Raw genomic sequence first — 23,185 nt, forward strand, 5'->3', positions numbered from 1 at the left:
TTAATTAAAATGTTACGTTAAGTCCAACTGATACACTTTTATCTCTAGGATAAGATAAATACTCCATCCCCGCCGAAGGCACTCCGTTTAATGATTTATCAGTATCAACCTCTGGGTCAGATCCTGAATAACTAGTAATAATAAATAAATTAGATGCATTTACAAAGAAACGAGCCGATTTAATTCTAAATCTTTCTAAAGAATTTACAGTATAACCAAACGTTAGATTACCCATTCTCAAGAAATCTCCTTTTTCTAAATACTTAGTAGATGGAGAGTTCGGATCTCCTTGTGCTTGAGGAGAAGTTGCAGCTTCTAAAGTTGTATTTCTACCTCCTAGGAAAGCTCCTTTAAAGAAATAAGCATTTGTTGTGTTATTATAAATGTAGTGACCAAAAGCACCATAGAAAGAAGCACTTGCGTCAAATCCTTTGTAAGCTACATTAGTAGTAAAACCAACATTTATTTTTGGCAAAGGTTGTTTGTCCAATAATTTTTTAGCTGCAGTTCCTAAACCTGTATCATTACCTGCTGCATCAGCATAAATTGAATTACCTGTTGCATCATATCCTCTCCACTCATACAAATAATAAGTATATGCTGGTTGATTGTTTGTAATTACCTGAGCATAAGCATCTGTTAACCCTTGACCATTCAATCCACCTGTAGAGATAAAACCAGCGAAGTTTTTAACTTCATTACTTAAGAATGATGCATTCCCTGAAACATCCCAAGTTAAATCTTCAGTGTCAATTACTTTATAGTTCAAAGATACCTCAACACCTTTATTGATTAAGTTTCCAGGTAAGTTTTTAAAACGTGGAGATGGTGGTCCAGGCTGAGTTGCAGCTGCCGGTACCGGGAAAATTAAATCCTTAGTATCTCTTTGGAAATAATCTAACGAACCTGTTAATCTATTATTGATCAATTCAAAATCAGCTCCTACACCATATGATTTAGTAGTTTCCCATTTCAAATCAGCGTTAGAGTTTGTATCAACATTTAAATTACCATTGTTACCATAAGAAGCTCTAGCAATTGCAGAGTTTGGCGCAAATTCCTGGTTTCCTGTGATACCATAATTCCCTCTAATTTTGAAGCTATTCAATAAACCTTCTTTATCTTCTATAACTTTGTAAGCTATACCTGCAGAAGGAAAATAATCGTATTTGTTATTAATACCTAATTTTGTTGATCCATCAGATCTCAATGTAGCAGTAAGAATCAATTTTTTAAATAAAGTAGCATTTACTCTACCAAAATAAGATTGTAATTCCACTCTGTTTCTATAAGAAGATACTCTGTACTCATTTTGAAGACCTCCTTCAATGTTATCAATCAAATTAGTTTGGTTAACATCATATCCTTTACCACTTGCAAAATTTCCATCGGCAGTATAATCATAATAAGAATAACCAACTAACGCGTCTAAATTAAAGTTATCACCAAAATCATTATTATAATTCAACGTATGTTCAAACGTTTTATTAAACTTATTTTGATTATTGATAAAAGCTGTACCAAATTTAACTTCGCTTGAACCAGGAACTGTTGCTTGAAATGCCGCTCCAGAAATTTCCATAGTTGGCAACAACTGGCTTTTTCTGCTAGAAGTAGAACTCTCAACACCAAATAAGAATTGATATTTCAATTTACTATTGATTTTCCATGTAGTATTGATACTTCCTAATAATTTATTAGTATTCGTATAATCTGTATATGAATTTAATAATTGTACTGGATTTAAATAATCATCTCCTACTACATTGTATGAACCATTAGCATTATAAATTGGCAAAGTTGGGTTCCAATATAAAGCAGTACCAATTACGTTACCAATAAAACCTGCATTATTAGACAAAAGAGTCGCTTGATCTTTCAAAGAAGCATAAATAATTCTTGACTCTACTTTTACAGCTCCTCCAAAAAAGTCATTAGAGTTATAAAATGATGCGCTGTATTTGTCTAAACCTGTGTTTTTAACAATTCCATCTGTATTAGATGCTCCAAAAGATATTCTTGTATTTGAATTTTCTGTAGTTTTACTAAAAGATAAATCATGATTCATTGAGAATCCACTTCTTAAAACTGCATCTTTCCAGTTGTAAGATCTTGATCCTTTATCATCTCCACCTGCTTCTGCAAATTGATCACCAGTCATTACATCCAGTTTACCTGACAATTTACTAAATTGAAATGAAGTACTATATGTTAATTGTGGTTCTTTAGATTTACCTTTTTTAGTAGTAATCACAATAACACCATTAGCTCCACGAGAACCATAGATAGCCGTAGATGAAGCATCTTTCAACACAGACATACTTTCGATATCATTTTGATTGATAAAGTTTAATGGGTTTCTTGCAGATGAAGTACCTAATAAATCAGCTCCTCCACCAGAAACATTTCCACCATCCAAAGGCACACCATCAATAACGATTAATGGTCCGTTTCCTGAACGAATAGATGAGTTACCACGAACTCTAATAGCAACACCAGCACCTGGCTCACCACTAGATTGTGTAACTTGAACACCTGCAACTTTACCTCTCAATAATTGAGCAGGCGAAGGAGAAGATACATTATCAAAATCTTTTGCACCAATTTGATCAACTGCACCAGTTGCATCTTTCTTTCTAACTGAACCGTAGCCTATAACTACAACTTCTTTTAATTCAGCTGAGTCTTCTTTTAACACTACATTAACTGTGCTTTTTCCTGCTACATTTACCTCTTGAGTTTTAAGACCAATGTAACTAAAAACTAAAACTGCGTTTGAGCCAACATTCTTGATAGTAAATTTTCCATCGAAATCAGTTTGCGCTCCATTTGTTGTTCCTTTTACTAAGATAGAAGCCCCTGGAAGCGGACCGCTAGCATCAGATACAGTTCCAGACACATCTTGCGAATATGTCAAACTTGTACACAGCATCGTTAGAAACACCATCAAGCCTTTAATTAGACTATTTTTCATACGTAATAAATAAGTTGGTTAATAATTTGTTTTAATGGTTTGTTTTAAATATTAAGTTCAAACATAATTATAAATTTATGATAATATTAAGATTTTACTAAACTATAACGTTTTCGTTGTGCCGAAAACGTTTTCGATTTTAAAATTAATCCTTTAAAAAATTAATACTAAAATTATAATAAACATAAAAAAAAGGTACTAAAAAAATCATTCTTGTATTATTTTCGCTTTTACATCGAAAAATCATTGCGTTTTAATCAAAAAAAACGTCTATTAAGAAAGAACATTGCGAATTATTTAAAGCAATGTCATTTTTTGCTATAAATCAACAATCTGAATTTGGTTAAATAAATATACCTCAAAACATTTGGCTAAAAAAACCACATCTGCTTTATTTCCCATTTCATAACCCTAAAAATATAGTAATATAACAAAAACACATAAAATTTAAAGATTTAGTTACACCAACACTATATTTTACACAAAAAACATCAACCTGTTTTGCATCGCATAAAATTCATTAGATAAATACGTTTAGAGTTTAAGAACATTACTTGATTAAATCCTTAAAAAAAATAGAAATAAAAAAGCCACGAATACAGTAATTAAATCCATTACAAACAGATTGAATCATGTATTCGTGGCAAAAAAAACTTTAACTTAATTATTTAATAACAATTGTTTTATTGTCAACTCCAATACCAATAATCTTTAACGATTTCCATTGTTTGGGTAACAATCCTTTATTGTATTTCAATCCCATATCCGTTTGTTCCACTCCGCCAAAACCATAAATAACGGCTTGAAGCATTGCTCCTGCTCCCGTGGCAAAATATGGATTGTTACTATTTGCAGATTCCGAAAACACTCCAAAAGGCGGACGGCTATTTGGCAAATAGGATTTTACAAAATAACTATACGCTTTTTCTCTGTCTCCTAATCGTGCATACAAAACAGATAAAACTCCGGAAGCCATCGCTGGACCATCTTTTTTATCTATTTTCTCGGCATAGTATTCCAAATCTTTTTCAATTTGGGCTTTGTCTGTAATTATATGTAAAGGATACGCTAACAAATTCACATCGGCTTGTTTTATCATTTGTCCTTGATATCCTTTATAATTTTGAGTAATCCCATTCTCTCTGTGAATAACTAATTTCTCTGATACTGCCGCCCATTTTGGATTGATTGGCTCATTCAAAATTGTTGCCGCTTTAATCGTATTTTTCAAAGACTCAATTGCTGAAGCATTTGTAAAGGCATTATCATCTACGTGTTGCGCATATTCATCAGCACCCACTACATTTAAAATAGAATAACTTTCATCTTGATTTTTAACTACACGGCTTACCCAAAAATCTGCTGTTTCTTTCAGAACCGCCCATTCTTTTCTCAACCATGATTTATCTTGTGTATAACTGTAGTAATTCCAAAATGCAATCGAAACATCCGCCGTGATGTGTTGCTCAAAAATCCCTGTCAATGCCCAAGTTGGAGTTGCTTCTTCACCTGTATCATCAGATTCCCAAGGATACATTGCTCCTTTATATCCATAGATAAAAGCTTTTTGTTTTGCTTTTTGCAAACGGTCTGAACGATAATCTAAACATGATTTTGCCATATCAGGTTGTAAAGCCAATAGTGTTGGATACATCCAAAGTTCCGTGTCCCAAAAAATATGACCATTATATCCCTGCGATGATAATCCCATTGGAGCTACACTTTGCCTCGTTTCCGGACGTATATATGAATACAAGTTGTACAACGCAAAACGTACCCGTTGTTGCGCATCAAGATCTCCTTCAATTTGAATATCACCGGTATTCCATAATTCAGCCCAAGCTTGTTTGTGACGGTTCAATAATTTATCAATTCCTTCCTGTAAAGCATATATTGGCTGTCTTTCGGATTCATTCAAAGGATCAGTAACATCCTTTGAAGTGCAAATTCCTCCTGCAACTGCAAAACGGTATTTTTTACCCTTCATTAATTTTTTAGTAAAGCCAACTTCATTTCCGGTTTGCTTCAAAGTTTCACCTTGTCCGTCAAAAAGAAATGTTGTTGAAGCCGCAACCGTATATTTCCCCGTAAGCGTTTTAGCGACGGTACCAAAAACTGGCATTAAATATTGATTGTCTTTTAAAACACGAAACTGACTTTTAGCCCCTTTCAATTCATCTGGAACTACCATATAATTATTAGCGGTAATTTCGATATCCTTAATTGGAGTAATTTCGACGATTGCCATTGCTGAAAAAGGAACAGCTCTATTAGCCAAAATCGTATAATTGATAGTTGCTAAATCTTTAAATGAAAATGAAGTGGTACTTGTCCCTTCTTTCATAGAAACTACTTGACTCCAATTGTCAATATTATCTGATTTGATTTCTTGATTATTTATATTCAAATGCAGATTCAAAAACTCAATTCCTCGTACAATTCTGCTAATTCCATTTTCAGGACTACCATCATAAACTCCGTTCAGAATAATTTCTTTTGTTTTTAAAGGAGTATCATCCGTAACAATTCCTATTTGTCCATTTGCCATGGCTACACCAAAATAATTTTCTCTGGAATTTGCCTGTAAATGCCATTCGTCTGATTTAGTTTGTCCAAAAACAATTGGACCTGTTAAAAGCAGGAAGACTAGACTCTTAAATGTTGAAATCATATTTATATTTTTTAATAATATTTTCAAACTTATATAATTTATTTCTTAAAAAATTGAATAGTTCCATATAGTACATTGAATCCAAATCGAAAACGTTTTCGACATATCGAAAACGTTTTTAATTAGACTATTTTGAATAATTAAAAAATAGAATTCTATTTTTATGAAGATAATATAATAATAAATTCTTTTTTTAATGAAGTTCGCAAATAACATCGCATCGATTTTCTTCTTATTTGGCAGCACATTATTCTTGTTTTCTTGTAAAAAAGAAGAAAGCAATGCAATTATTGCCATTACCTCCTCTGAAAAAATAAAAATTGATTCTTCAGAGAAATACAAAGAACCGTTTAGACCACAATTTCATTTTTCTCCAGAAAAAAAATGGATGAATGACCCAAACGGCATGGTGTATTATAAAGGTATTTATCATTTATTTTATCAATATTATCCAGATGATATTGTGTGGGGACCGATGCATTGGGGACATGCCACAAGCACCGATTTAATTCATTGGACACACAAAAAAATTGCTTTATTTCCTGATAAATTAGGTATGATATTTTCAGGAAGTGCTGTGGTGGATCTAAATAATACTTCCGGTTTAGGAACTAAAGAAAACCCACCGATGATTGCGATTTTCACCTATCACGACATGGCGGGCGAAAAAGCGAGCAGAACAGATTATCAAACGCAAGGATTAGCTTATAGTCTAGATGAAGGTGAAACTTGGTTGAAATACGAAAAAAATCCTATTGTCAAAAATTCTATTTTAAAGGATTTCAGAGACCCAAAAGTTTTTTGGAACAGTGAAACTAACCTTTGGAATATGGTATTAGTAGCCGGAGATCATGCTCAATTTTACACTTCTGAAAATTTAATTAATTGGAAATTCGAAAGTGAATTTGGAAAAAAAATAGGTGCTCATGGCGGTGTTTGGGAATGCCCTGATATTTTCAAATTAAAAGTTGCCGGTTCCAAAGAAGAAAAATGGGTTTTACTCATCAGTATCAATCCTGGCGCGCCTAATGGTGGTTCCGGAACACAATATTTTGTAGGTGATTATGATGGAAAAAGTTTTAAAACTACCCAAAAAGACATTAAATGGATTGATAACGGCACCGATAATTATGCAGGAGTTACTTATAACAATACTCCAGACAACAAGAGAATATTTTTAGGATGGATGAGCAATTGGCTATATGCCAGAAATACACCTACAAAAAACTGGAGAAGCGCTATGACATTGCCTCGAGAGCTTTCTTTGGTAAAAATAAACAATAGTTATGTTCTAAAAAACAGCCCTGTTGAGCCGTTCAAAAAACAGTTGGTTTCAGAGTTTTCAAAGGATTTGATGCCTATTAAACCACAACAAAAAATCAATTTTACTTATGATAATTTCAACCAATCTGAAATAAAATTTAAAGCCGCTTCAAAAAATTTAAAACTGATTTTTTCTAACGAAGTAAATGATTCTTTGGTTTTGAATTATGATGCTGCACAAAAAACCTTTTCGATAGACAGACGCCATTCCGGAATAGTAAATTTCGAAGAAAACTTTGGAAAAGAAATCCATAAAACTGCAACGCCAAGTATCATTTCGGAAACCATTGACTACCAAATTATTTTAGATTGGTCCTCTATAGAAATTTTCCTAAATGAAGGAGTATATAGCTTTACTGAACAAATTTTCCCGAACAAACCGTATACAAAACTGAGCATCCAATCCAATGAAAAGCAAGAAATTAAAAACCTTACTGTTCATAGAATCAAAGGAATCTGGTAGCTATACAAATTATTTATAAAACCAAAACTATTAACCATAAATTATAAAAAATGAATAACGTTCGAAACTGGTCCCTTACTGTAGCTGTTGCGGGATTTTTATTTGGCTTTGATACCGTTGTAATATCTGGCGCCAATTTACCCATCAAAGAATTATGGCACACCACTCCATTATTTCACGGAATTTTCATCATGTCAATGGCTTTATGGGGAACCGTATTAGGGTCATTATTAGGAGGAATTCCATGTGATAAATGGGGTAGGAAGAAAACATTATTCTGGATTGGGATCCTATTTTTAGTATCGGCATTAGGTTCGGCATTTGCACAAGATCCTTATACGTTTTCATTTTTCCGTTTCATTGGCGGTATTGGTGTTGGAGCCTCATCCGTGGCAGCTCCTATTTACATTTCAGAAATTTCCACTCCACAAAACAGAGGTAAATTAGGAACATTATTTCAGTTTAATATTGTATTTGGTATCTTGATTGCTTTCTTTTCTAATTATTTATTAGAAGGTGTTGGAGGAGAAAATGACTGGCGTTGGATGATTGGTATTGTTGCGCTTCCTGCATTTATTTACAGTATAATCGTTTTACAAATTCCGGACAGTCCACGTTGGTTAATCTTGAAAAAAAGAGATGACGCAGCAGGGATAAAAGTCCTTGAAATGATTTACAGCAAAGAAGAGGCTTTAGAAAGTTTTCATGAAATCAAAAAAGATTTAAATGAGACTTCTGTAAAAGAATCTATCTTTTCAAAAAAATACAAACTGCCTATCATTTTAGCTTTTTTACTGGCTTTTTTCAATCAACTATCAGGAATTAATTTTATTCTGTACTATGCCCCGGAAATATTGGAAATGGCAGGATTAGGTTCAAAAGAGTCCTTAATGAACTCCATCCTAATTGGAGTAACAAATTTAATTTTTACCATTGCCGGAATGCGATTAATAGATGTTTTAGGACGAAAACAACTTATGATCATAGGCTCTTTAGGTTACATTATAAGTTTAGGCATGGTTGCTCTTGCCTTTTACAATAATCTGGGTCCTATCATTTTGATGTCATCAATCATGTTATTTATAGCTTCTCATGCTATTGGACAGGGTGCTGTAATTTGGGTATTCATTTCAGAAATATTTCCAAATAATGTTAGAGCTAACGGACAATCTTTTGGGACAGGAATTCACTGGATTTTTGCTGCATTAATTACTTTGGCCGGACCAGTAGTCATTGACTTATTCAAAATAAATCCTTGGCCAATCTTTGCATTTTTTGCTTTTATGATGGTCTTACAATTGGTTTTTGTATTGTTTATGATGCCCGAAACCAAAGGTTTATCGTTAGAAGAATTAGAACACAAAATGGTTAATAATGAATAATTTCAAAGAAAAACTCAGCATCGTTTGTTTTGGAGAAGTATTATTTGATGTTTTTCCAACACACAGAAAAATTGGCGGCGCACCATTGAATGTCGCATTAAGACTAGCATCACTTGGAGTGAATACGCATATAATTAGCCGAATTGGCAAAGATGCAATAGGCCAAGAATTAGTAGACTATGTTCGGGCAAATGGCGTGGATACTACTTCGATTCAAGTTGATGAAGTTTTTCACACTGGAGAAGTAATTGTAAAATTAAATGAAAAGGGTTCTGCTTCATACACCATAAATTACCCGGTTGCTTGGGATAAAATTGTTTGTATTCCGGAAGACGAAATCATGGTCAAAAAAGCGGACGCACTTGTTTTTGGGAGTCTTGTATGTAGAGATTCTGTCTCACAAAGTTCACTTTTAGAAATAATAAATTATGCAAAATACGCAGTTTTCGATGTTAATTTGCGTGCTCCTTTTTACACCAAGGAAATCCTGATTAATTTGATGATGCAGTCTGATTTTATAAAATTCAATGATGATGAATTGTATGAAATAAGTGCTTTTATGAATTCCCCCTATCATTCATTGGAACAAAACATACTTTTTATTGCTGAACAGACAAACACAAAACACATTTGTGTAACCAAAGGAAGTCATGGCGCAGTTTTGTATTATAATGGAAAAATGTACTACAATAGTGGCTATAAAATTGATGTTGTTGATACTGTAGGCTCAGGAGATTCCTTTTTAGCTGGATTAATTTCTAAACTATTAAATAATGTGAATCCCCAAGAAGCGATTGATTTTGCTTGTGCTTTAGGTGCGATTGTAGCAAAAAACGAAGGCGCAAATCCAAAAATTTCCAGTAAAGAAATCAATGCTTTTATGAGTCCAATATAAAATCAACAAATCACACAGTGCTGGCATCAAAATACTTACAAACAAATACAGTAAAAAAACTATTAACACAAACAGCTATGAAACCTATTCTCTCATTATGCTTGTTTTCTGCTCTTACACTATTTTCTGCTGAGAGCACATCAGCTCAAAACAAGTTTGTAAAAACAAGTCAAAAAAATGATACCAAATGGTGGAAAGAAGCTGTTGTGTACCAAGTATATCCTAGAAGCTTCAAAGACAGTGACGGCGATGGAGTTGGGGATTTAAAAGGAATCATTTCAAAATTAGATTATATAAAAAGCCTAGGAATCGATGCGGTTTGGCTTAATCCGATTTATACCTCTCCAAATGATGATAATGGGTATGACATCAGTGACTATAGACAAATCATGACAGATTTTGGGACTATGGAAGACTTTGATCTTTTGCTAAAAGGGATGCATGAACGCGGGATCAAACTCATCATGGATTTAGTGGTAAATCATAGCAGCGATGAGCACGAATGGTTCAAACAATCCAGAAATTCAAGAGACAATAAATACCGCGATTACTACCATTGGTGGCCAGCCGAAAAAGGAAAACCACCTTACCGATGGAGTTTTTTTGATGTGAATAGCGATGCCTGGAAATATGACGCACAAACTGACGCCTATTATTTGCATTATTTTTCCCAAAAGCAGCCCGATTTAAATTGGGAAAATCCAAAGCTAAGACAAGAAATATATGAAATGATGCGTTTTTGGTTAGACAAAGGGATTGATGGTTTTAGAATGGATGCTTTTCAGTTTGCTTCAAAAGATACTACATGGCCAGAATTACCAAAAGGATATGAGAAAAACATCATAAAATACTACGGAGTTGGCCCGCATCTACATGATTATTTACAGGAAATGAACCGCGAAGTTTTTAGTAAATATGATATTATGACCGTTGCCGAAGGTGCCGGAAGTACTCCAGAAGATGCAATGCTGTTTGTAGATCCTGACCGAAAAGAATTAAACATGGCCTATCATTTTGAAAGCGTTGACATTGGTAAGCACATCAATGATTTTGGTCTTGTTAAATACAAAGATATTTTTTCAAGGTATGATGAAACCTTTAAAGATAAAGGTTGGCTTTCGATTTTCCTGGCCAATCACGACCAACCCAGAATGGTAAGTAAATTTGGCAATGACACTCCTGAATTCAGAGAAATCTCTTCAAAGATGCTTTCTACATTTGTAATGACCATGCGCGGAACTCCCTATTATTATTATGGTGACGAATTAGGAATGACTAACATTCGCTTTGATTCTATAGAAGATTATCACGATGTGGATACCCGAAATAAATACATTGGATTAAAAAATAAAGGAGGCGATTTGAAAGCTTTTTTAGAAGGCCAAAAACAAACTTCAAGGGAAAATGGAAGAACACCTTTTCAATGGGACACAACTAAAAATGCAGGATTTACTACCGGAAAACCTTGGTTGAAAGTAAACCCAAATTATACGATAATAAATGCCGAAGCACAAGAAAAAGACCCAAATTCAACCTTAAACTATTTTAGAACATTAGTACAATTACGCAAAAAGGAACCTGCTTTTGTATATGGGAAATATACTCTCCTTGACAGAGAAAACCCTAATGTATTTGCATATATTAGAGAGTTAGAAGGTAAAAAAATATTGGTTTTATTGAATTTTTCCGAGAAAAAATCTGCTTTTAACATAGGGGTTTCTACTAGTAAATCTAAAATTATTTTAGACAATTATACGGGGACTAAAAATTTTAAAAAGAATGTTTTACGTCCATTTGAAGCGGTAATAATTGAACTCAAATAAAAATTAAACACTTCAAAACAGTCTATAATTAACAAACTGTTTTTTGAAAATTGATTTACAACAAATAAATTGTAAATTCGTTTTCAAGAAGCAGTTTTTTTGGCTTTTACAAATAGAGTATTGAACTATGAATAATCCCACTCTCAAAGAAATTGCCGCACAATTAGGGATTTCTATAACAACTGTTTCAAAGTCATTAAAAGGATACTCAGACGTAAGTGAAAAAACAAAAAAAGCGGTAATTGAACTTGCTCAAAAACTGCATTATACTCCAAACAGTTTTGCCGTAAACCTTAGAACAAAAGAATCAAAAACCATAGGATTGATAATCCCTACACTTGTTCATGATTTTTTTTCAAATGTAATTAAAGGAATTCTTGAAGAGGCTGAGAAGAGGGATTACTTGGTTATTATTTTACAATCCAATGAAAAATTAGAGTTTGAAAAAAAACAAATCGATCTATTATTAAATAAAAGAGTCGACGGAATTTTAATTTCCTTGTCCAATGAAACTGGGGATTTTGAACATTTAAAATCGATTATTTCTCATAATACCCCACTGGTGCTTTTTGATAAAATTGCCAAACTTGTTAATTGTTCAAAAGTAACTATTAATGATAAAAAAGCGGCTTATGATGCTGTTAGCTTTCTTATAAAAAAAGGGTACAAAAAAATAGCTCATTTTAGAGGTTCTTATTTACCCCAAAATGCTATTGATCGCTTTTTAGGATACAAAAAAGCACTCGAAGACAACGGTATTCCTTATGATTCCTCTCTTGTTTTTGTATGTGACAACAACACGGATTTTGAAGATGGTTATGAAAATGCTAAAAAAGTGATTGATGAACATCCCGAAATTGATGCAATTTTTGCCGTTACTGATTTAGTCGCCATTGGAATCATTAAATACTTCAATGAAACAGGGATTTCTATTCCGCAACGAATTGCAGTTTTAGGTTTCAGTAATTGGTTCATGTCAAGCGTTATATCACCAAAACTTTCAACAATCGACCAACCCGGTTTTGAAATTGGAAGAAAGTCTGCGTCGATTTTATTTGATGAAATCAATCTAAAAAAGAATAATTTACCAGTTCTTTTTCAGTCAATTGAATTAGAAACTAACATAATTGAAAGAGAATCTACATAAAAAAATGGAATCCTTCAATAAAAAACAAGTCCATGTTTATCTAATTTAACGAATCAATATTAATTTGTTTATTTTGATAAAAAACCCAGAAATAAGATAAAAATTAATATCTTGGTAACGAATATTTTAAGTTAGAGTCAGTTTTTATAGGCATAAACTAAACACATGGAGACTTAAAATAAAGTCATTTCTAAAAATATTTTCCTAAAATTAAATACGTAGAAATTCGATTCATGAAAGATATTACTCTTAAAGAAATTGCAACAAAACTGGGAATTTCAATAACCACTGTTTCAAAAGCGCTGAAAAACTATCCGGATGTTAGTGAAAAAACTAAGAATGCGGTAATTGAACTTGCTCAAAAACTACATTACACCCCTAATAGTTTTGCTGTAAATTTAAGAACAAAAGAATCAAAAACCATTGGTTTAATTATCCCTGAAGTAGTACATCACTTTTTTTCAAATGTGGTAAATGCCATTATTAATGAAGCCGAAAAAAATGGATATCTCGTTATCATTTTACAGTCTAATGAAACGTTGGCTTTAGAAAAAAAACAAGTAGAACTCCTTATAAACAAGAGAGTAGATGGCATTATTATGTCACTATCTAATGAATCCAACAATGACGATCACATTAAAGAAATAATGAATAGAAATATTCCTTTTGTGATGTTTGACAAGATTGCCAAGCTTTCTAAATGCTCAAAAGTGGTAATTGACGACCAAAAAGCAGCCTTTAATGCGGTCCAACACTTAATTGATAATGGCTGCAAGAAAATCGCACATATTCGTGGCCCATTGAATCCTCAAAACGCGATAGACCGATACATCGGTTACAAAAAAGCGTTAGAAAAAAACAATATTCCTTTTGACAATAAATTAGTCTATACTTGTGAAACCGTAACTTTTGAAGAAGGGAGAGATTTTGCAAAGCAAATTATTGATGAGCATCCTGACATCGATGGTATTTTTGCAATTACAGATTTGGTTGCAGTAGGTACACTAGCCTATTTCAATGAAAATAAAATCAATGTACCTGAACAAGTAGCCGTAATTGGGTTTAGTAATTGGTTTATGTCACAAGTATTGACACCAAAATTAAGCACTGTGAATCAGCCAAGTCATGAAATGGGAATTGAATCTTTTAACTTATTGCTAGAAGAAATGAATTGTCATAAAGAAGGAATTCCTTTTACACCAAGAACTGTTGAATTAGAAACTAACGTTATCGTTAGAGAATCTTCTATAAAATTCAAAAAAATTGAATTGTAAGATACTATTATTCTAAAAAATCAATATTTCTTTTTATTCCTTGAAACTTAGCTCTTTTTAGTGGCGAATTTTTAAATACAGCTTTAAATGTTTCTTCGGTAATTTCAATCCAATCCTTTTTTGACATGGAAAGTAATTCTGGATTTGGGTTAAATAGAGGTTCATTATGTGCTTTTGAAAACTTATTCCAAGGACAAACATCCTGACAAACATCACATCCAAAAGCCCAATCAGCAAACTTTCCTTTCATTTCTTGAGGAATATTCTCTTTTAATTCAATCGTGAAATAAGAAATACACTTGCTGCCGTCAACTACATAAGGCGCAACTATGGCCTCAGTAGGACAAGCGTCAATACAAGCTGTACAAGTGCCACAATGATCTGTTGTTGGATTGTCGTAGTCTAAATCTAAATCGATAATGAGTTCTGCAATAAAGTAAAAAGAACCTACTTTTTGCGTCAATAAATTACTGTTTTTGCCTATCCAACCTAAACCACTTTTGGCAGCCCAAGCTTTATCGAGTACTGGAGCCGAGTCTACAAAGGCACGACCGGAAACTTCTCCTATTGTTGATTGAATAGAAAATAAAAATTCTTTTAATTTTTCTTTAATTACAAAATGATAATCCTGCCCATACGCATATTTTGAAATTTTATAAGAATCTGGATTTTGAAGTTGCTCAGGGTAATAATTAAGCAGCAAGGAAACTACACTTTTAGCATCATCAACCAGTAAAGTTGGATTTAGACGCTTGTCAAAATGGTTTTCCATATAGGACATTTGACCATTCCTGTTGTTCTTTAACCAGTTTTCTAAACGTGGTGCTTCTTGTTCTAAAAAGCCGGCTTTGGATATTCCACAAGATAAAAAGCCGAGACGCTGTGCTTCGGATTTGATAAATTGCGTATATGTAGCCTTGTGGTTGATGCTTATAAAAATAGAAGTTAATAAATGGATTCCCTAGCCCTGATAGCAGCGGAATCTCCCGGTTTAGAAAAACAAGGCTTTTTTAGCTGTAGTTTTTGTTAATCGGGAATATAGCGGATAGCAGGAAATAGCTCCTAAAAAATTAGAATAAACCTCCTTGAATGTTTGTATTTAATTTCCCTAAATGCTTGTAAGCTTTGTCCGTAACTTCTCTACCTCGTGGTGTTCGCATGATAAATCCTTCCTGAATCAGAAACGGCTCATAGACTTCCTCGATTGTTTCGCTGCTTTCGGATACGGCTGTCGCCAAAGTAGTTAAACCAACCGGTCCACCTTTGAATTTATCGATGATTGTGGTCAAAATTTTATTGTCCATTTCATCTAAGCCATGCGCATCAACATTAAGCGCTTTTAAGGCGTATCGGGCAATTTCTATATCAATTGTACCATTTCCTTTTATCTGGGCAAAATCACGCACTCGGCGCAACAGTGCGTTAGCAATACGGGGTGTTCCCCTGCTTCTACCTGCAATTTCAATGGCAGCTTCCATTGATATAGGCATTTTAAAAATGGTAGCACTTCTTTCCACAATTGTGGTTAATAGCTCCGTTGTATAATATTGTAAACGGGAAGATATTCCAAAACGAGCTCTCATAGGAGCCGTCAATAAACCGGAACGCGTGGTGGCTCCAATCAATGTGAATGGGTTTAGATTGATTTGGACAGTTCTTGCATTTGGCCCTGATTCAATCATGATGTCAATTTTGAAATCCTCCATAGCAGAGTACAAATACTCCTCAACTATAGGGCTCAAACGATGAATTTCATCAATAAACAAAACATCTCTTTCTTCAAGATTAGTCAATAAACCAGCTAAATCCCCTGGCTTGTCTAAAACCGGACCAGATGTAATTTTGATTCCTACTTGAAGTTCATTAGCTAGAATATTAGCTAAAGTAGTTTTTCCTAAACCCGGTGGGCCATGAAACAGCGTGTGATCAAGCGCTTCATTTCGTTGGTTTGCAGCTTGCACAAAAACTTTTAGATTTTCTAATATTTGGTCTTGTCCTGCAAAATCATCAAAAGAAAGCGGTCTTAATTTTTTTTCAAGATCAAGTTCTTCGGAATTGTAACTGTTTGATGTTGGGTCTAAATTTTCATTCATGTAACAAAGATAGCAAAGCAATTTTGAATTATAAATTTTAAATTTTAAATGCTAAAAATTAAAAAGGTATCTGAACAAAAAGTACGACAAGAGAAACAAGAATAATAAACGCCACAAAAAAAGCCTCTACTTTCGCAGAGGCTTTTCTTTATATTTTAGTGATGTAAAACTTCTTCACCTTCTTTCATTGGAACGTTTTGAGGTACAAAATCCACATCGTGTGCTGGATTACTGTAGTCATAAGGCCAACGATATACGTGAGGGATTTCACCTGGCCAGTTACCGTGCATGTGTTCAACTGGTGCTGTCCATTCTAATGTATTCGATTTCCAAGGATTCATTACAGATTTTTTACCGTAGAAGATACTAACGAAAAAGTTGTATAAGAAAACCAATTGAAAAACTCCTCCAATTAATGCAAATGTTGTAATTAAAACGTTTACGTTTTGTAAATCATCAAATAATGGGAAGTTTGTGTTTGTATAGTAACGTCTTGGTAAACCAGCTAATCCGATAAAGTGCATTGGGAAGAAAACTCCATAAGCACAGATTGCAGTTACCCAAAAGTGTACATATCCAAGGTTCTTGTTTAACATTCTTCCGAACATTCTTGGGAACCAGTGGTAAATACCAGCAAACATTCCGTAAAGAGCAGAAATACCCATTACTAAGTGAAAGTGAGCTACAACAAAGTACGTATCATGAACATTAATATCAAGCGTACTGTCTCCAAGAATAATTCCCGTCAAACCACCTGTAATAAATGTAGAAACTAAACCAATTGAAAACAACATAGCCGGATTCAACTGTAAGTTACCTTTCCAAAGTGTTGTGATGTAATTAAACGCTTTTACTGCAGATGGAATCGCAATCAATAATGTCGTAAACGTAAATACAGATCCTAAAAATGGATTCATACCTGAGATAAACATGTGGTGTCCCCAAACAATTGTTGATAAGAAAGCAATTGCCAAAATTGACATAATCATTGCTCTGTAACCAAAAATTGGTTTACGTGAATTTGTTGCAATAACTTCCGAAGTAATACCCAAAGCAGGTAATAAAACGATATAAACTTCAGGGTGTCCTAAGAACCAAAATAAGTGCTCGAACAATACTGGTGAACCACCTTGATAATGCAATACTTCTCCAGCAATATAAATATCAGATAAGAAGAATGAAGTTCCAAAACTTCTATCGAAAATCAACAATAAAGCTGCAGATAAAAGAACAGGGAAAGAAACGATACCAATAATTGCTGTAACAAAGAAAGCCCAAATTGTAAGAGGCAATCTAGTCATAGTCATACCTTTAGTTCTTAAATTAATTACCGTTACAACGTAATTCAAAGAACCCATCAATGAAGATGCAATAAAGATAGCCATAGAAACCAACCATAAAGTCATCCCTAAACCTGAACCTGGGATAGCTTGTGGCAATGCGCTCAAAGGAGGATAAATTGTCCATCCTGAAGATGCTGGTCCTGCTTCAACAAAAAGCGAACTAACCATGATTATACTAGACAAGAAAAACAACCAGTATGATATCATATTCATAAAACCTGATGCCATATCTCGTGCACCAATCTGAAGCGGTATCAATAAGTTACTAAAAGTACCACTTAAAGCGGCGGTTAATACAAAGAATACCATAATAGTTCCGTGTATAGTAACCAATGCCAAATAAATATCATTTGTCATTACTCCGTTTGGAGCAAATTTATCACCAAGTAAAATATTGAAAATTTTAAATGATTCTTCTGGCCATGCTAATTGCATTCTAAATAGCATAGACATTCCTACTCCAATAATTCCCATGATGATACCCGTAATTAGGTATTGTTTGGCAATCATTTTATGGTCAATACTAAAAATATATTTAGTAATAAAAGTGTCTTTATGGTGATGTTCGTGTTCGTGATCTATTGCGTGATCGTGACCTTCTGCTGACATATATGTTTACTTTAAATTTTTCTTATTAATTATTTCATGGTTACGGCAACCGCTGCAGTATCTTTTGCTTTTATAGAATCTGTACCAGATGCTCCATCAGTAGCAGCAGGTTCAGCCATTGCAGCTTTTACTTCACTTACAATTGTAGCTTTATCTTTCAACCATGCTTTATAGTCTTCCGGTGTGTCTACAATAATTTTCATTTGCATGTTATAATGTGATGCTCCACAAATTTTATTACAAAGCAATAAGTAATCAAATGTGTAAGGATCTAAAGCAGTTTCACCTTTAGCAACTAACTCTATACTTTTCTTAGATCTTAAAGCATTTATATTAGCTACTTTTTCTACCATAAATGGCAATTCTCTATACTCTGCAGTAGTGTATATTGGCTCAAAAGCAAATTGTGTAACCATACCAGGAACACAGTTCATCTGTGCTCTAAAGTGAGGCATGTATGCTGAGTGCAAAACATCTTGAGAACGCATTTTGAAAAGAATTTTTTTACCTTTAGGGATATGCAATTCTGTTACAACAATATCATCTTGTGCATATGGATCAGCTAAATCGACACCTACAGCATTTGCACCTTCAATAAATCTAACATTAGCTTTACCTAATACATTATCATTACCTGAATATCTAGCTTTCCAGTTGAACTGTTGAGCATACAATTCAATAACTATAGTATCCTCATCTTCATCAACAAACATAATATTTGTCCAAGCGAAAAGACCATAAAGAATCAATCCTGCTAAAACTACAGCTGGAATAACACTCCAAATAGCTTCTAACTTATTATTATCAGCAAAATAAAGTGCTTTTTGATCTTTTTTTCCTCTGTATTTGAAAGCAAAATAATGCAACAATACTTGAGTAATAGCCTGAACTATAAAAATAAGAACCCATGTAATATTCATTAAATTATCTACTTCACCACCATGTGCAGAAGCTGGCGTATGAAGAACAAGAGGTCCCCATTTAAACAATCCGTAAATTGAAAAAATATAAATGAAAGCCAAGAAACCAAACATCAAATAACCTTGAACGTTATTATCGTTATCTGTAGCTATTTCTGAACTATCTGAATTAGATCCAACTTGCGTCAGGTCGAATATTTTAGTCAATTGCCATAAAGCAACAGCTAATAAAACTAAAACTATGATTACCAACAAACTTGTCATCTGTTTTTTTCTTTAAATATTAATAATGAAAATGTTTACTTTCTTCTATGAAAGGATTTCTTTTTGCTAACAAAGGAGCTTTAGTTAACGCTGTGAAAACAACATAAATAAATAATCCTAAGAAGAAAAGAACGGATGCTATTTCAGGTATACCAATAAACCATCTGTCTCCTACAGTTCCCGGCATAATCATATTAAAGAAATCAATATAATGACCTGCTAGTATTACAATTCCTGCCATAACTAGTACCCAAGTAATTCTCTTGAAATCTGTATTAATTAATATTAATAAAGGGAATAAAAAATTCATTACTACAGCACCAAAGAATGGAAGATTATACAATTCAATTCTAGTGATAAAATATGTTACCTCTTCAGGAATATTTGCATACCATATCAACATGAATTGTGAGAACCATAAATATGTCCAGAATACACTTAATCCAAACATGAATTTTGCTAAATCGTGTATATGACTTGTATTTACATGCTCTAAATATCCTCTAGATTTTAGGTATAAAGTAACTAAAGCAATTGTAGTAATTCCACTAACAAAGAAGCTAGCAAATACATACCATCCAAATAATGTACTGAACCAATGCGGGTCAATAGACATTATCCAATCCCAAGACATTATAGATTCTGATACTATAAAGAAAACTAAAAACATTGCTGATATGTTGAAGTTTTTCTTGTAAAATGAGTTGTCATTTGATTCATCTTGAGCCAAACAGTTTTTTCTTGAAAAATATTGGTATAAACTCCAACCTGTCAAAAATATAGCCGCTCTAACGATCCAAAAAGGAAAGTTTAAATAACCTGTTTTATTAGCGATTAGTTTATCATGAGCAACAACTTCAGGATCTAACCATATAAAAATGTGATTAAAGTGTAATCCACATAATATTAGAATAACAAAAAAGATAACAGAACCAACTGGTAAATAAGATGTTATACCCTGCATAACTCTAAATAATACTGGAGACCATCCAGCCTGAGCTACTTGTTGAATTGCATAAAAAACTAAAACTCCAAGAGAAACAAGCATAAAGAAAATACAAGCAACATATAAAGCAGACCAAGGTTTGTTTTGCAGTTGGTGTAACACATGATTCAAATGCTCCGTATGTTCCGCTTCTTCACTAACATCGTGACCTTCTTTTTTAACAGCTGCTTCAGCGTGAACTGGTTCAGCATGTGCTTCTTCAGCAACTTTAGTTGTATCACCTGTTGGAGCAACAGCTTCGTGAGATTCCTCGATTTTTTTCTCTTCGGTAGCTTCACTATGGGTAGCAGCAGCTTCATGGGAAGGTTCAGCAGCAGCAGCCCCTTCATGTTTAGCTTCACCATGACCACCATGACTTTCGGCCGCAAGAAGCTTTTCAACTTCTTGAATATCTTTAGGTGCAGTTAAAAAACCATATCCAATTCCTAAAAGACCTACAGCCATTAAGATGAAAGAAAAAGTTTTTAATTTACTTGAAAATGTATACATATCTATTACGATCAGTTTGTTCAACAATTATAATTCGCTTTTTAGTTTTAGAACATAGTCAGTAACTAACCAACGTTCATGGACACTCAATTGGTTGGCATGCGAACCCATTGAATTTAAACCATAAGTTATAACATGAAAAATACTTCCTTCAGTGATAACTCTATCTTTATAACTAGGAACACCCAGAAATTTTTCTCTTTCTACAAGCTTTCCTTTTCCGTTACCAGAAGCACCATGGCAACTGATACAATATATTTCAAAAAGCTCTTTTCCTTTATCAGAGTCTCTGCTTAAAGAATCCAACGGCGATTTAAGATTTGCTTTTGCTAACTCATATCCTGCAGTAGAATTTTCATATTCAAAAGGTTCAAACCCTCTGTTGATAGTTCCTGCAGCTGGAAGTTGACCTTCTTTACCGTCTTTAAATGCATTTGATTCAGAATAAGTTTCATACCCTACTGATTCATACATATTTGGAAAATACTGATAGTTTGGTTCCGCATTATTATGGCAAGATGAAACTAAAATAGTTATGCCAAATAAAAGTGTTATTTTATATACGCTTTTCATATCTATAATTAATGCTTTTCTATTACTTTAACTTCTACAGCTCCCGTGCTTTGGAAAAAAGAAACTAATTCTTCTTCATTGTCATTTACAGCAACTTCCATTAAAAAATGGTCATCTGTAGTTCTTACATCCGGATTTTCTGCTTCTTTGAAAGGCCATAATTTACTTCTCATGTAAAAAGTAATAACCATTAAGTGAGCAGCAAAAAATACAGTAAGTTCAAACATGATTGGAACAAAAGCCGGCATGTTTTCAATATAACTAAAACTTGGTTTTCCACCAATATCTTGTGGCCAATCTTGAATCATAATATAATTCATCATAGCTGTTGCTACCGAGATTCCAACACATCCATAAAGAAAAGCACAAATAGCTAATCTTGTAGGTGCAATTCCCATAGCTTTATCCAAACCGTGAACCGGGAATGGAGTAAAAACTTCTTCAATATGATGATGAGCTGCTCTGGTTTTTTTAACCGCATCCATCAATATATCATCGTCATTATAAATGGCGTATATTACTTTATTACTCATGGTGTGAATCTTTATTTGCTTCTCTTTCTCTTTTGTAATTATCTCCAGTTCCTTTCAAAATTGTTTTTACCTCTGCTTGTGCAATTACAGGGAATGTTCTTGAATACAATAAGAACAATACAAAGAAGAAACCTATCGTTCCAATGAAAATTCCAATATCAACAAATGTAGGTGAAAACATTGTCCAAGAAGATGGTAAATAATCTCTGTGTAACGAAGTTACGATAATTACAAATCTCTCAAACCACATTCCAATATTTACAACTATCGAAATTATAAATGAGAACATGATACTTGTTCTTAATTTTTTGAACCACATAAATTGTGGAGAAAAAACATTACAAGTCATCATTGACCAATATGCCCACCAGTAAGGTCCGGTAGCTCTATTCAAGAAAGCATATTGCTCATATTCTACACCAGAATACCATGCAACAAATAGTTCCGTTATATAGGCAACCCCAACAATAGAACCTGTAATCATGATAACGATATTCATCAACTCAATGTGTTGAATCGTAATGTAAGCTTCTAAATTAGATACTTTTCTCATAATGATAAGCAAAGTATTTACCATTGCAAATCCTGAGAAAACCGCTCCAGCAACAAAGTACGGAGGGAAAATTGTAGTATGCCATCCAGGAATAACGGATGTAGCAAAGTCCATCGATACAATAGTATGCACTGAAAGTACAAGTGGGGTAGCTAAACCTGCAAGTACCAAAGATACTTCTTCAAAACGTTGCCAGTCTTTTGCTCTACCGCTCCATCCAAAACTTAATATAGAATACACTCTTTTATTAAAAGGAGTAATAGCTCTATCACGTAACATAGCAAAATCAGGTAATAAACCAGTCCACCAGAATACTAATGAAACCGAAAGATACGTTGAAATTGCAAATACGTCCCAAAGTAATGGCGAGTTAAAGTTTACCCAAAGAGAACCAAATTGATTCGGAATTGGTAAAACCCAATACGCTAACCATGGACGCCCCATGTGAATGATTGGAAATAAACCTGCTTGAATAACTGAGAAAATTGTCATTGCTTCTGCAGAACGGTTAATCGCCATTCTCCAACGTTGGCGGAAAAGTAATAATACCGCCGAAATAAGTGTTCCTGCGTGACCAATACCAACCCACCAAACAAAGTTCGTGATATCCCAAGCCCATCCTACAGTTTTATTTAATCCCCATGTTCCAATACCTGTAGATACGGTGTAAATTATACAGCCAAGTCCCCAAAGGAAGGCTATTAATGCGATTGAAAATACAATCCACCAATGTTTGTTTGCTTTACCTTCAACAGGCGCAGCTACATCTACAGTTACATCGTGATAAGATTTATCACCTATAACTAAGGGTTTTCTAATGGTTGCTTCGTAGTGAGACGACATAATCCTT

16 protein-coding genes are annotated in these 23,185 nt (G+C 33.7%); 6 read left to right on the top strand and 10 right to left on the bottom strand.

The window, feature by feature from the left end:
• Positions 1-4 precede the first annotated feature (4 nt).
• Together C8C87_RS12955 and C8C87_RS12960 are read right to left on the bottom strand one after the other, a co-directional pair.
• The gene (locus C8C87_RS12955; protein ID WP_233206861.1) at positions 5-2,974 is read right to left on the bottom strand and encodes a SusC/RagA family TonB-linked outer membrane protein; all 2,970 of its coding nucleotides are present in this window, start codon (positions 2,972-2,974) and stop codon (positions 5-7) included.
• 664 nt (positions 2,975-3,638) lie between these two features.
• A complete protein-coding gene (locus tag C8C87_RS12960; protein WP_121342874.1) occupies positions 3,639-5,645 on the bottom strand; it encodes a glycoside hydrolase family 65 protein in 2,007 nt (668 codons plus the stop codon).
• 196 nt (positions 5,646-5,841) lie between these two features.
• Between C8C87_RS12960 and C8C87_RS12965 the strand changes: the two genes are divergently transcribed.
• From C8C87_RS12965 to C8C87_RS12990, 6 genes are all read left to right on the top strand, one after another.
• The gene (locus C8C87_RS12965; RefSeq protein ID WP_121342875.1) at positions 5,842-7,431 is read left to right on the top strand and encodes a glycoside hydrolase family 32 protein; all 1,590 of its coding nucleotides are present in this window, start codon (positions 5,842-5,844) and stop codon (positions 7,429-7,431) included.
• Between the two features lie 50 nt (positions 7,432-7,481).
• Positions 7,482-8,813 carry a sugar porter family MFS transporter gene (locus tag C8C87_RS12970; RefSeq protein ID WP_121342876.1) on the top strand — a complete coding sequence of 444 codons (1,332 nt, stop codon included), beginning with the start codon at positions 7,482-7,484 and terminating at the stop codon, positions 8,811-8,813.
• A complete protein-coding gene (locus tag C8C87_RS12975) occupies positions 8,806-9,708 on the top strand; it encodes a carbohydrate kinase (protein ID WP_121342877.1) in 903 nt (300 codons plus the stop codon). Before C8C87_RS12970 ends, C8C87_RS12975 begins: the two co-directional genes overlap by 8 nt.
• Before the next feature lie 77 nt (positions 9,709-9,785).
• Positions 9,786-11,531 (top strand): alpha-glucosidase, encoded by a 1,746-nt coding sequence (locus C8C87_RS12980; RefSeq protein WP_121343375.1) that lies wholly within the window; start codon positions 9,786-9,788, stop codon positions 11,529-11,531.
• Between the two features lie 127 nt (positions 11,532-11,658).
• On the top strand, positions 11,659-12,678 hold the full coding sequence (locus tag C8C87_RS12985) for a LacI family DNA-binding transcriptional regulator (protein ID WP_121342878.1): 1,020 nt from the start codon (positions 11,659-11,661) through the stop codon (positions 12,676-12,678).
• Positions 12,679-12,911: 233 nt separating this feature from the next.
• A complete protein-coding gene (locus tag C8C87_RS12990) occupies positions 12,912-13,952 on the top strand; it encodes a LacI family DNA-binding transcriptional regulator (protein ID WP_121342879.1) in 1,041 nt (346 codons plus the stop codon).
• Between the two features lie 7 nt (positions 13,953-13,959).
• Here C8C87_RS12990 and queG read toward each other — a convergent pair whose 3' ends face one another.
• From queG to nrfD, 8 genes are all read right to left on the bottom strand, one after another.
• Positions 13,960-14,880 (bottom strand): tRNA epoxyqueuosine(34) reductase QueG, encoded by a 921-nt coding sequence (gene queG / locus C8C87_RS12995; protein WP_121342880.1) that lies wholly within the window; start codon positions 14,878-14,880, stop codon positions 13,960-13,962.
• Positions 14,881-15,022: 142 nt separating this feature from the next.
• On the bottom strand, positions 15,023-16,045 hold the full coding sequence (gene ruvB / locus C8C87_RS13000) for a Holliday junction branch migration DNA helicase RuvB (RefSeq protein WP_099714294.1): 1,023 nt from the start codon (positions 16,043-16,045) through the stop codon (positions 15,023-15,025).
• Positions 16,046-16,200: 155 nt separating this feature from the next.
• Positions 16,201-17,997 (bottom strand): cbb3-type cytochrome c oxidase subunit I, encoded by a 1,797-nt coding sequence (locus tag C8C87_RS13005; RefSeq protein ID WP_099714293.1) that lies wholly within the window; start codon positions 17,995-17,997, stop codon positions 16,201-16,203.
• Between the two features lie 29 nt (positions 17,998-18,026).
• The gene (locus tag C8C87_RS13010; RefSeq protein WP_121342881.1) at positions 18,027-19,181 is read right to left on the bottom strand and encodes a cytochrome c oxidase subunit II; all 1,155 of its coding nucleotides are present in this window, start codon (positions 19,179-19,181) and stop codon (positions 18,027-18,029) included.
• Positions 19,182-19,200: 19 nt separating this feature from the next.
• Complete coding sequence (locus C8C87_RS13015) at positions 19,201-20,676, bottom strand: quinol:cytochrome C oxidoreductase (protein ID WP_121342882.1); 1,476 nt, start codon at positions 20,674-20,676, stop codon at positions 19,201-19,203.
• A gap of 27 nt (positions 20,677-20,703) precedes the next feature.
• Positions 20,704-21,249 carry a cytochrome c gene (locus tag C8C87_RS13020; protein ID WP_121342883.1) on the bottom strand — a complete coding sequence of 182 codons (546 nt, stop codon included), beginning with the start codon at positions 21,247-21,249 and terminating at the stop codon, positions 20,704-20,706.
• Positions 21,250-21,257: 8 nt separating this feature from the next.
• Positions 21,258-21,782, bottom strand: a complete 525-nt coding sequence (locus C8C87_RS13025) for a DUF3341 domain-containing protein (RefSeq protein WP_099714289.1) — start codon at positions 21,780-21,782, stop codon at positions 21,258-21,260.
• Positions 21,775-23,178, bottom strand: coding sequence for an NrfD/PsrC family molybdoenzyme membrane anchor subunit (nrfD, locus tag C8C87_RS13030; RefSeq protein WP_099714288.1), 1,404 nt, complete (start codon positions 23,176-23,178; stop codon positions 21,775-21,777). The genes C8C87_RS13025 and nrfD overlap by 8 nt, the downstream gene beginning before the upstream one ends.
• Positions 23,179-23,185: the final 7 nt, after the last annotated feature.

This window comes from Flavobacterium sp. 120 (assembly GCF_003633605.1).
Classification (GTDB): Bacteria; Bacteroidota; Bacteroidia; order Flavobacteriales; family Flavobacteriaceae; genus Flavobacterium; species Flavobacterium algoritolerans.

Coding starts and splice junctions, on each gene's coding strand:
- C8C87_RS12955 (WP_233206861.1), bottom strand. CDS start 2,974: ATGAAAAATAGTCTAATTAAAGGCTTGATGGTGTTTCTAACGATGCTG.
- nrfD (WP_099714288.1), bottom strand. CDS start 23,178: ATGTCGTCTCACTACGAAGCAACCATTAGAAAACCCTTAGTTATAGGT.
- C8C87_RS12960 (WP_121342874.1), bottom strand. CDS start 5,645: ATGATTTCAACATTTAAGAGTCTAGTCTTCCTGCTTTTAACAGGTCCA.
- C8C87_RS13010 (WP_121342881.1), bottom strand. CDS start 19,181: ATGACAAGTTTGTTGGTAATCATAGTTTTAGTTTTATTAGCTGTTGCT.
- C8C87_RS12975 (WP_121342877.1), top strand. CDS start 8,806: ATGAATAATTTCAAAGAAAAACTCAGCATCGTTTGTTTTGGAGAAGTA.
- ruvB (WP_099714294.1), bottom strand. CDS start 16,045: ATGAATGAAAATTTAGACCCAACATCAAACAGTTACAATTCCGAAGAA.
- C8C87_RS12985 (WP_121342878.1), top strand. CDS start 11,659: ATGAATAATCCCACTCTCAAAGAAATTGCCGCACAATTAGGGATTTCT.
- C8C87_RS12990 (WP_121342879.1), top strand. CDS start 12,912: ATGAAAGATATTACTCTTAAAGAAATTGCAACAAAACTGGGAATTTCA.
- C8C87_RS13025 (WP_099714289.1), bottom strand. CDS start 21,782: ATGAGTAATAAAGTAATATACGCCATTTATAATGACGATGATATATTG.
- C8C87_RS12970 (WP_121342876.1), top strand. CDS start 7,482: ATGAATAACGTTCGAAACTGGTCCCTTACTGTAGCTGTTGCGGGATTT.
- C8C87_RS13015 (WP_121342882.1), bottom strand. CDS start 20,676: ATGTATACATTTTCAAGTAAATTAAAAACTTTTTCTTTCATCTTAATG.
- C8C87_RS13005 (WP_099714293.1), bottom strand. CDS start 17,997: ATGTCAGCAGAAGGTCACGATCACGCAATAGATCACGAACACGAACAT.
- C8C87_RS12980 (WP_121343375.1), top strand. CDS start 9,786: ATGAAACCTATTCTCTCATTATGCTTGTTTTCTGCTCTTACACTATTT.
- C8C87_RS13020 (WP_121342883.1), bottom strand. CDS start 21,249: ATGAAAAGCGTATATAAAATAACACTTTTATTTGGCATAACTATTTTA.
- C8C87_RS12965 (WP_121342875.1), top strand. CDS start 5,842: ATGAAGTTCGCAAATAACATCGCATCGATTTTCTTCTTATTTGGCAGC.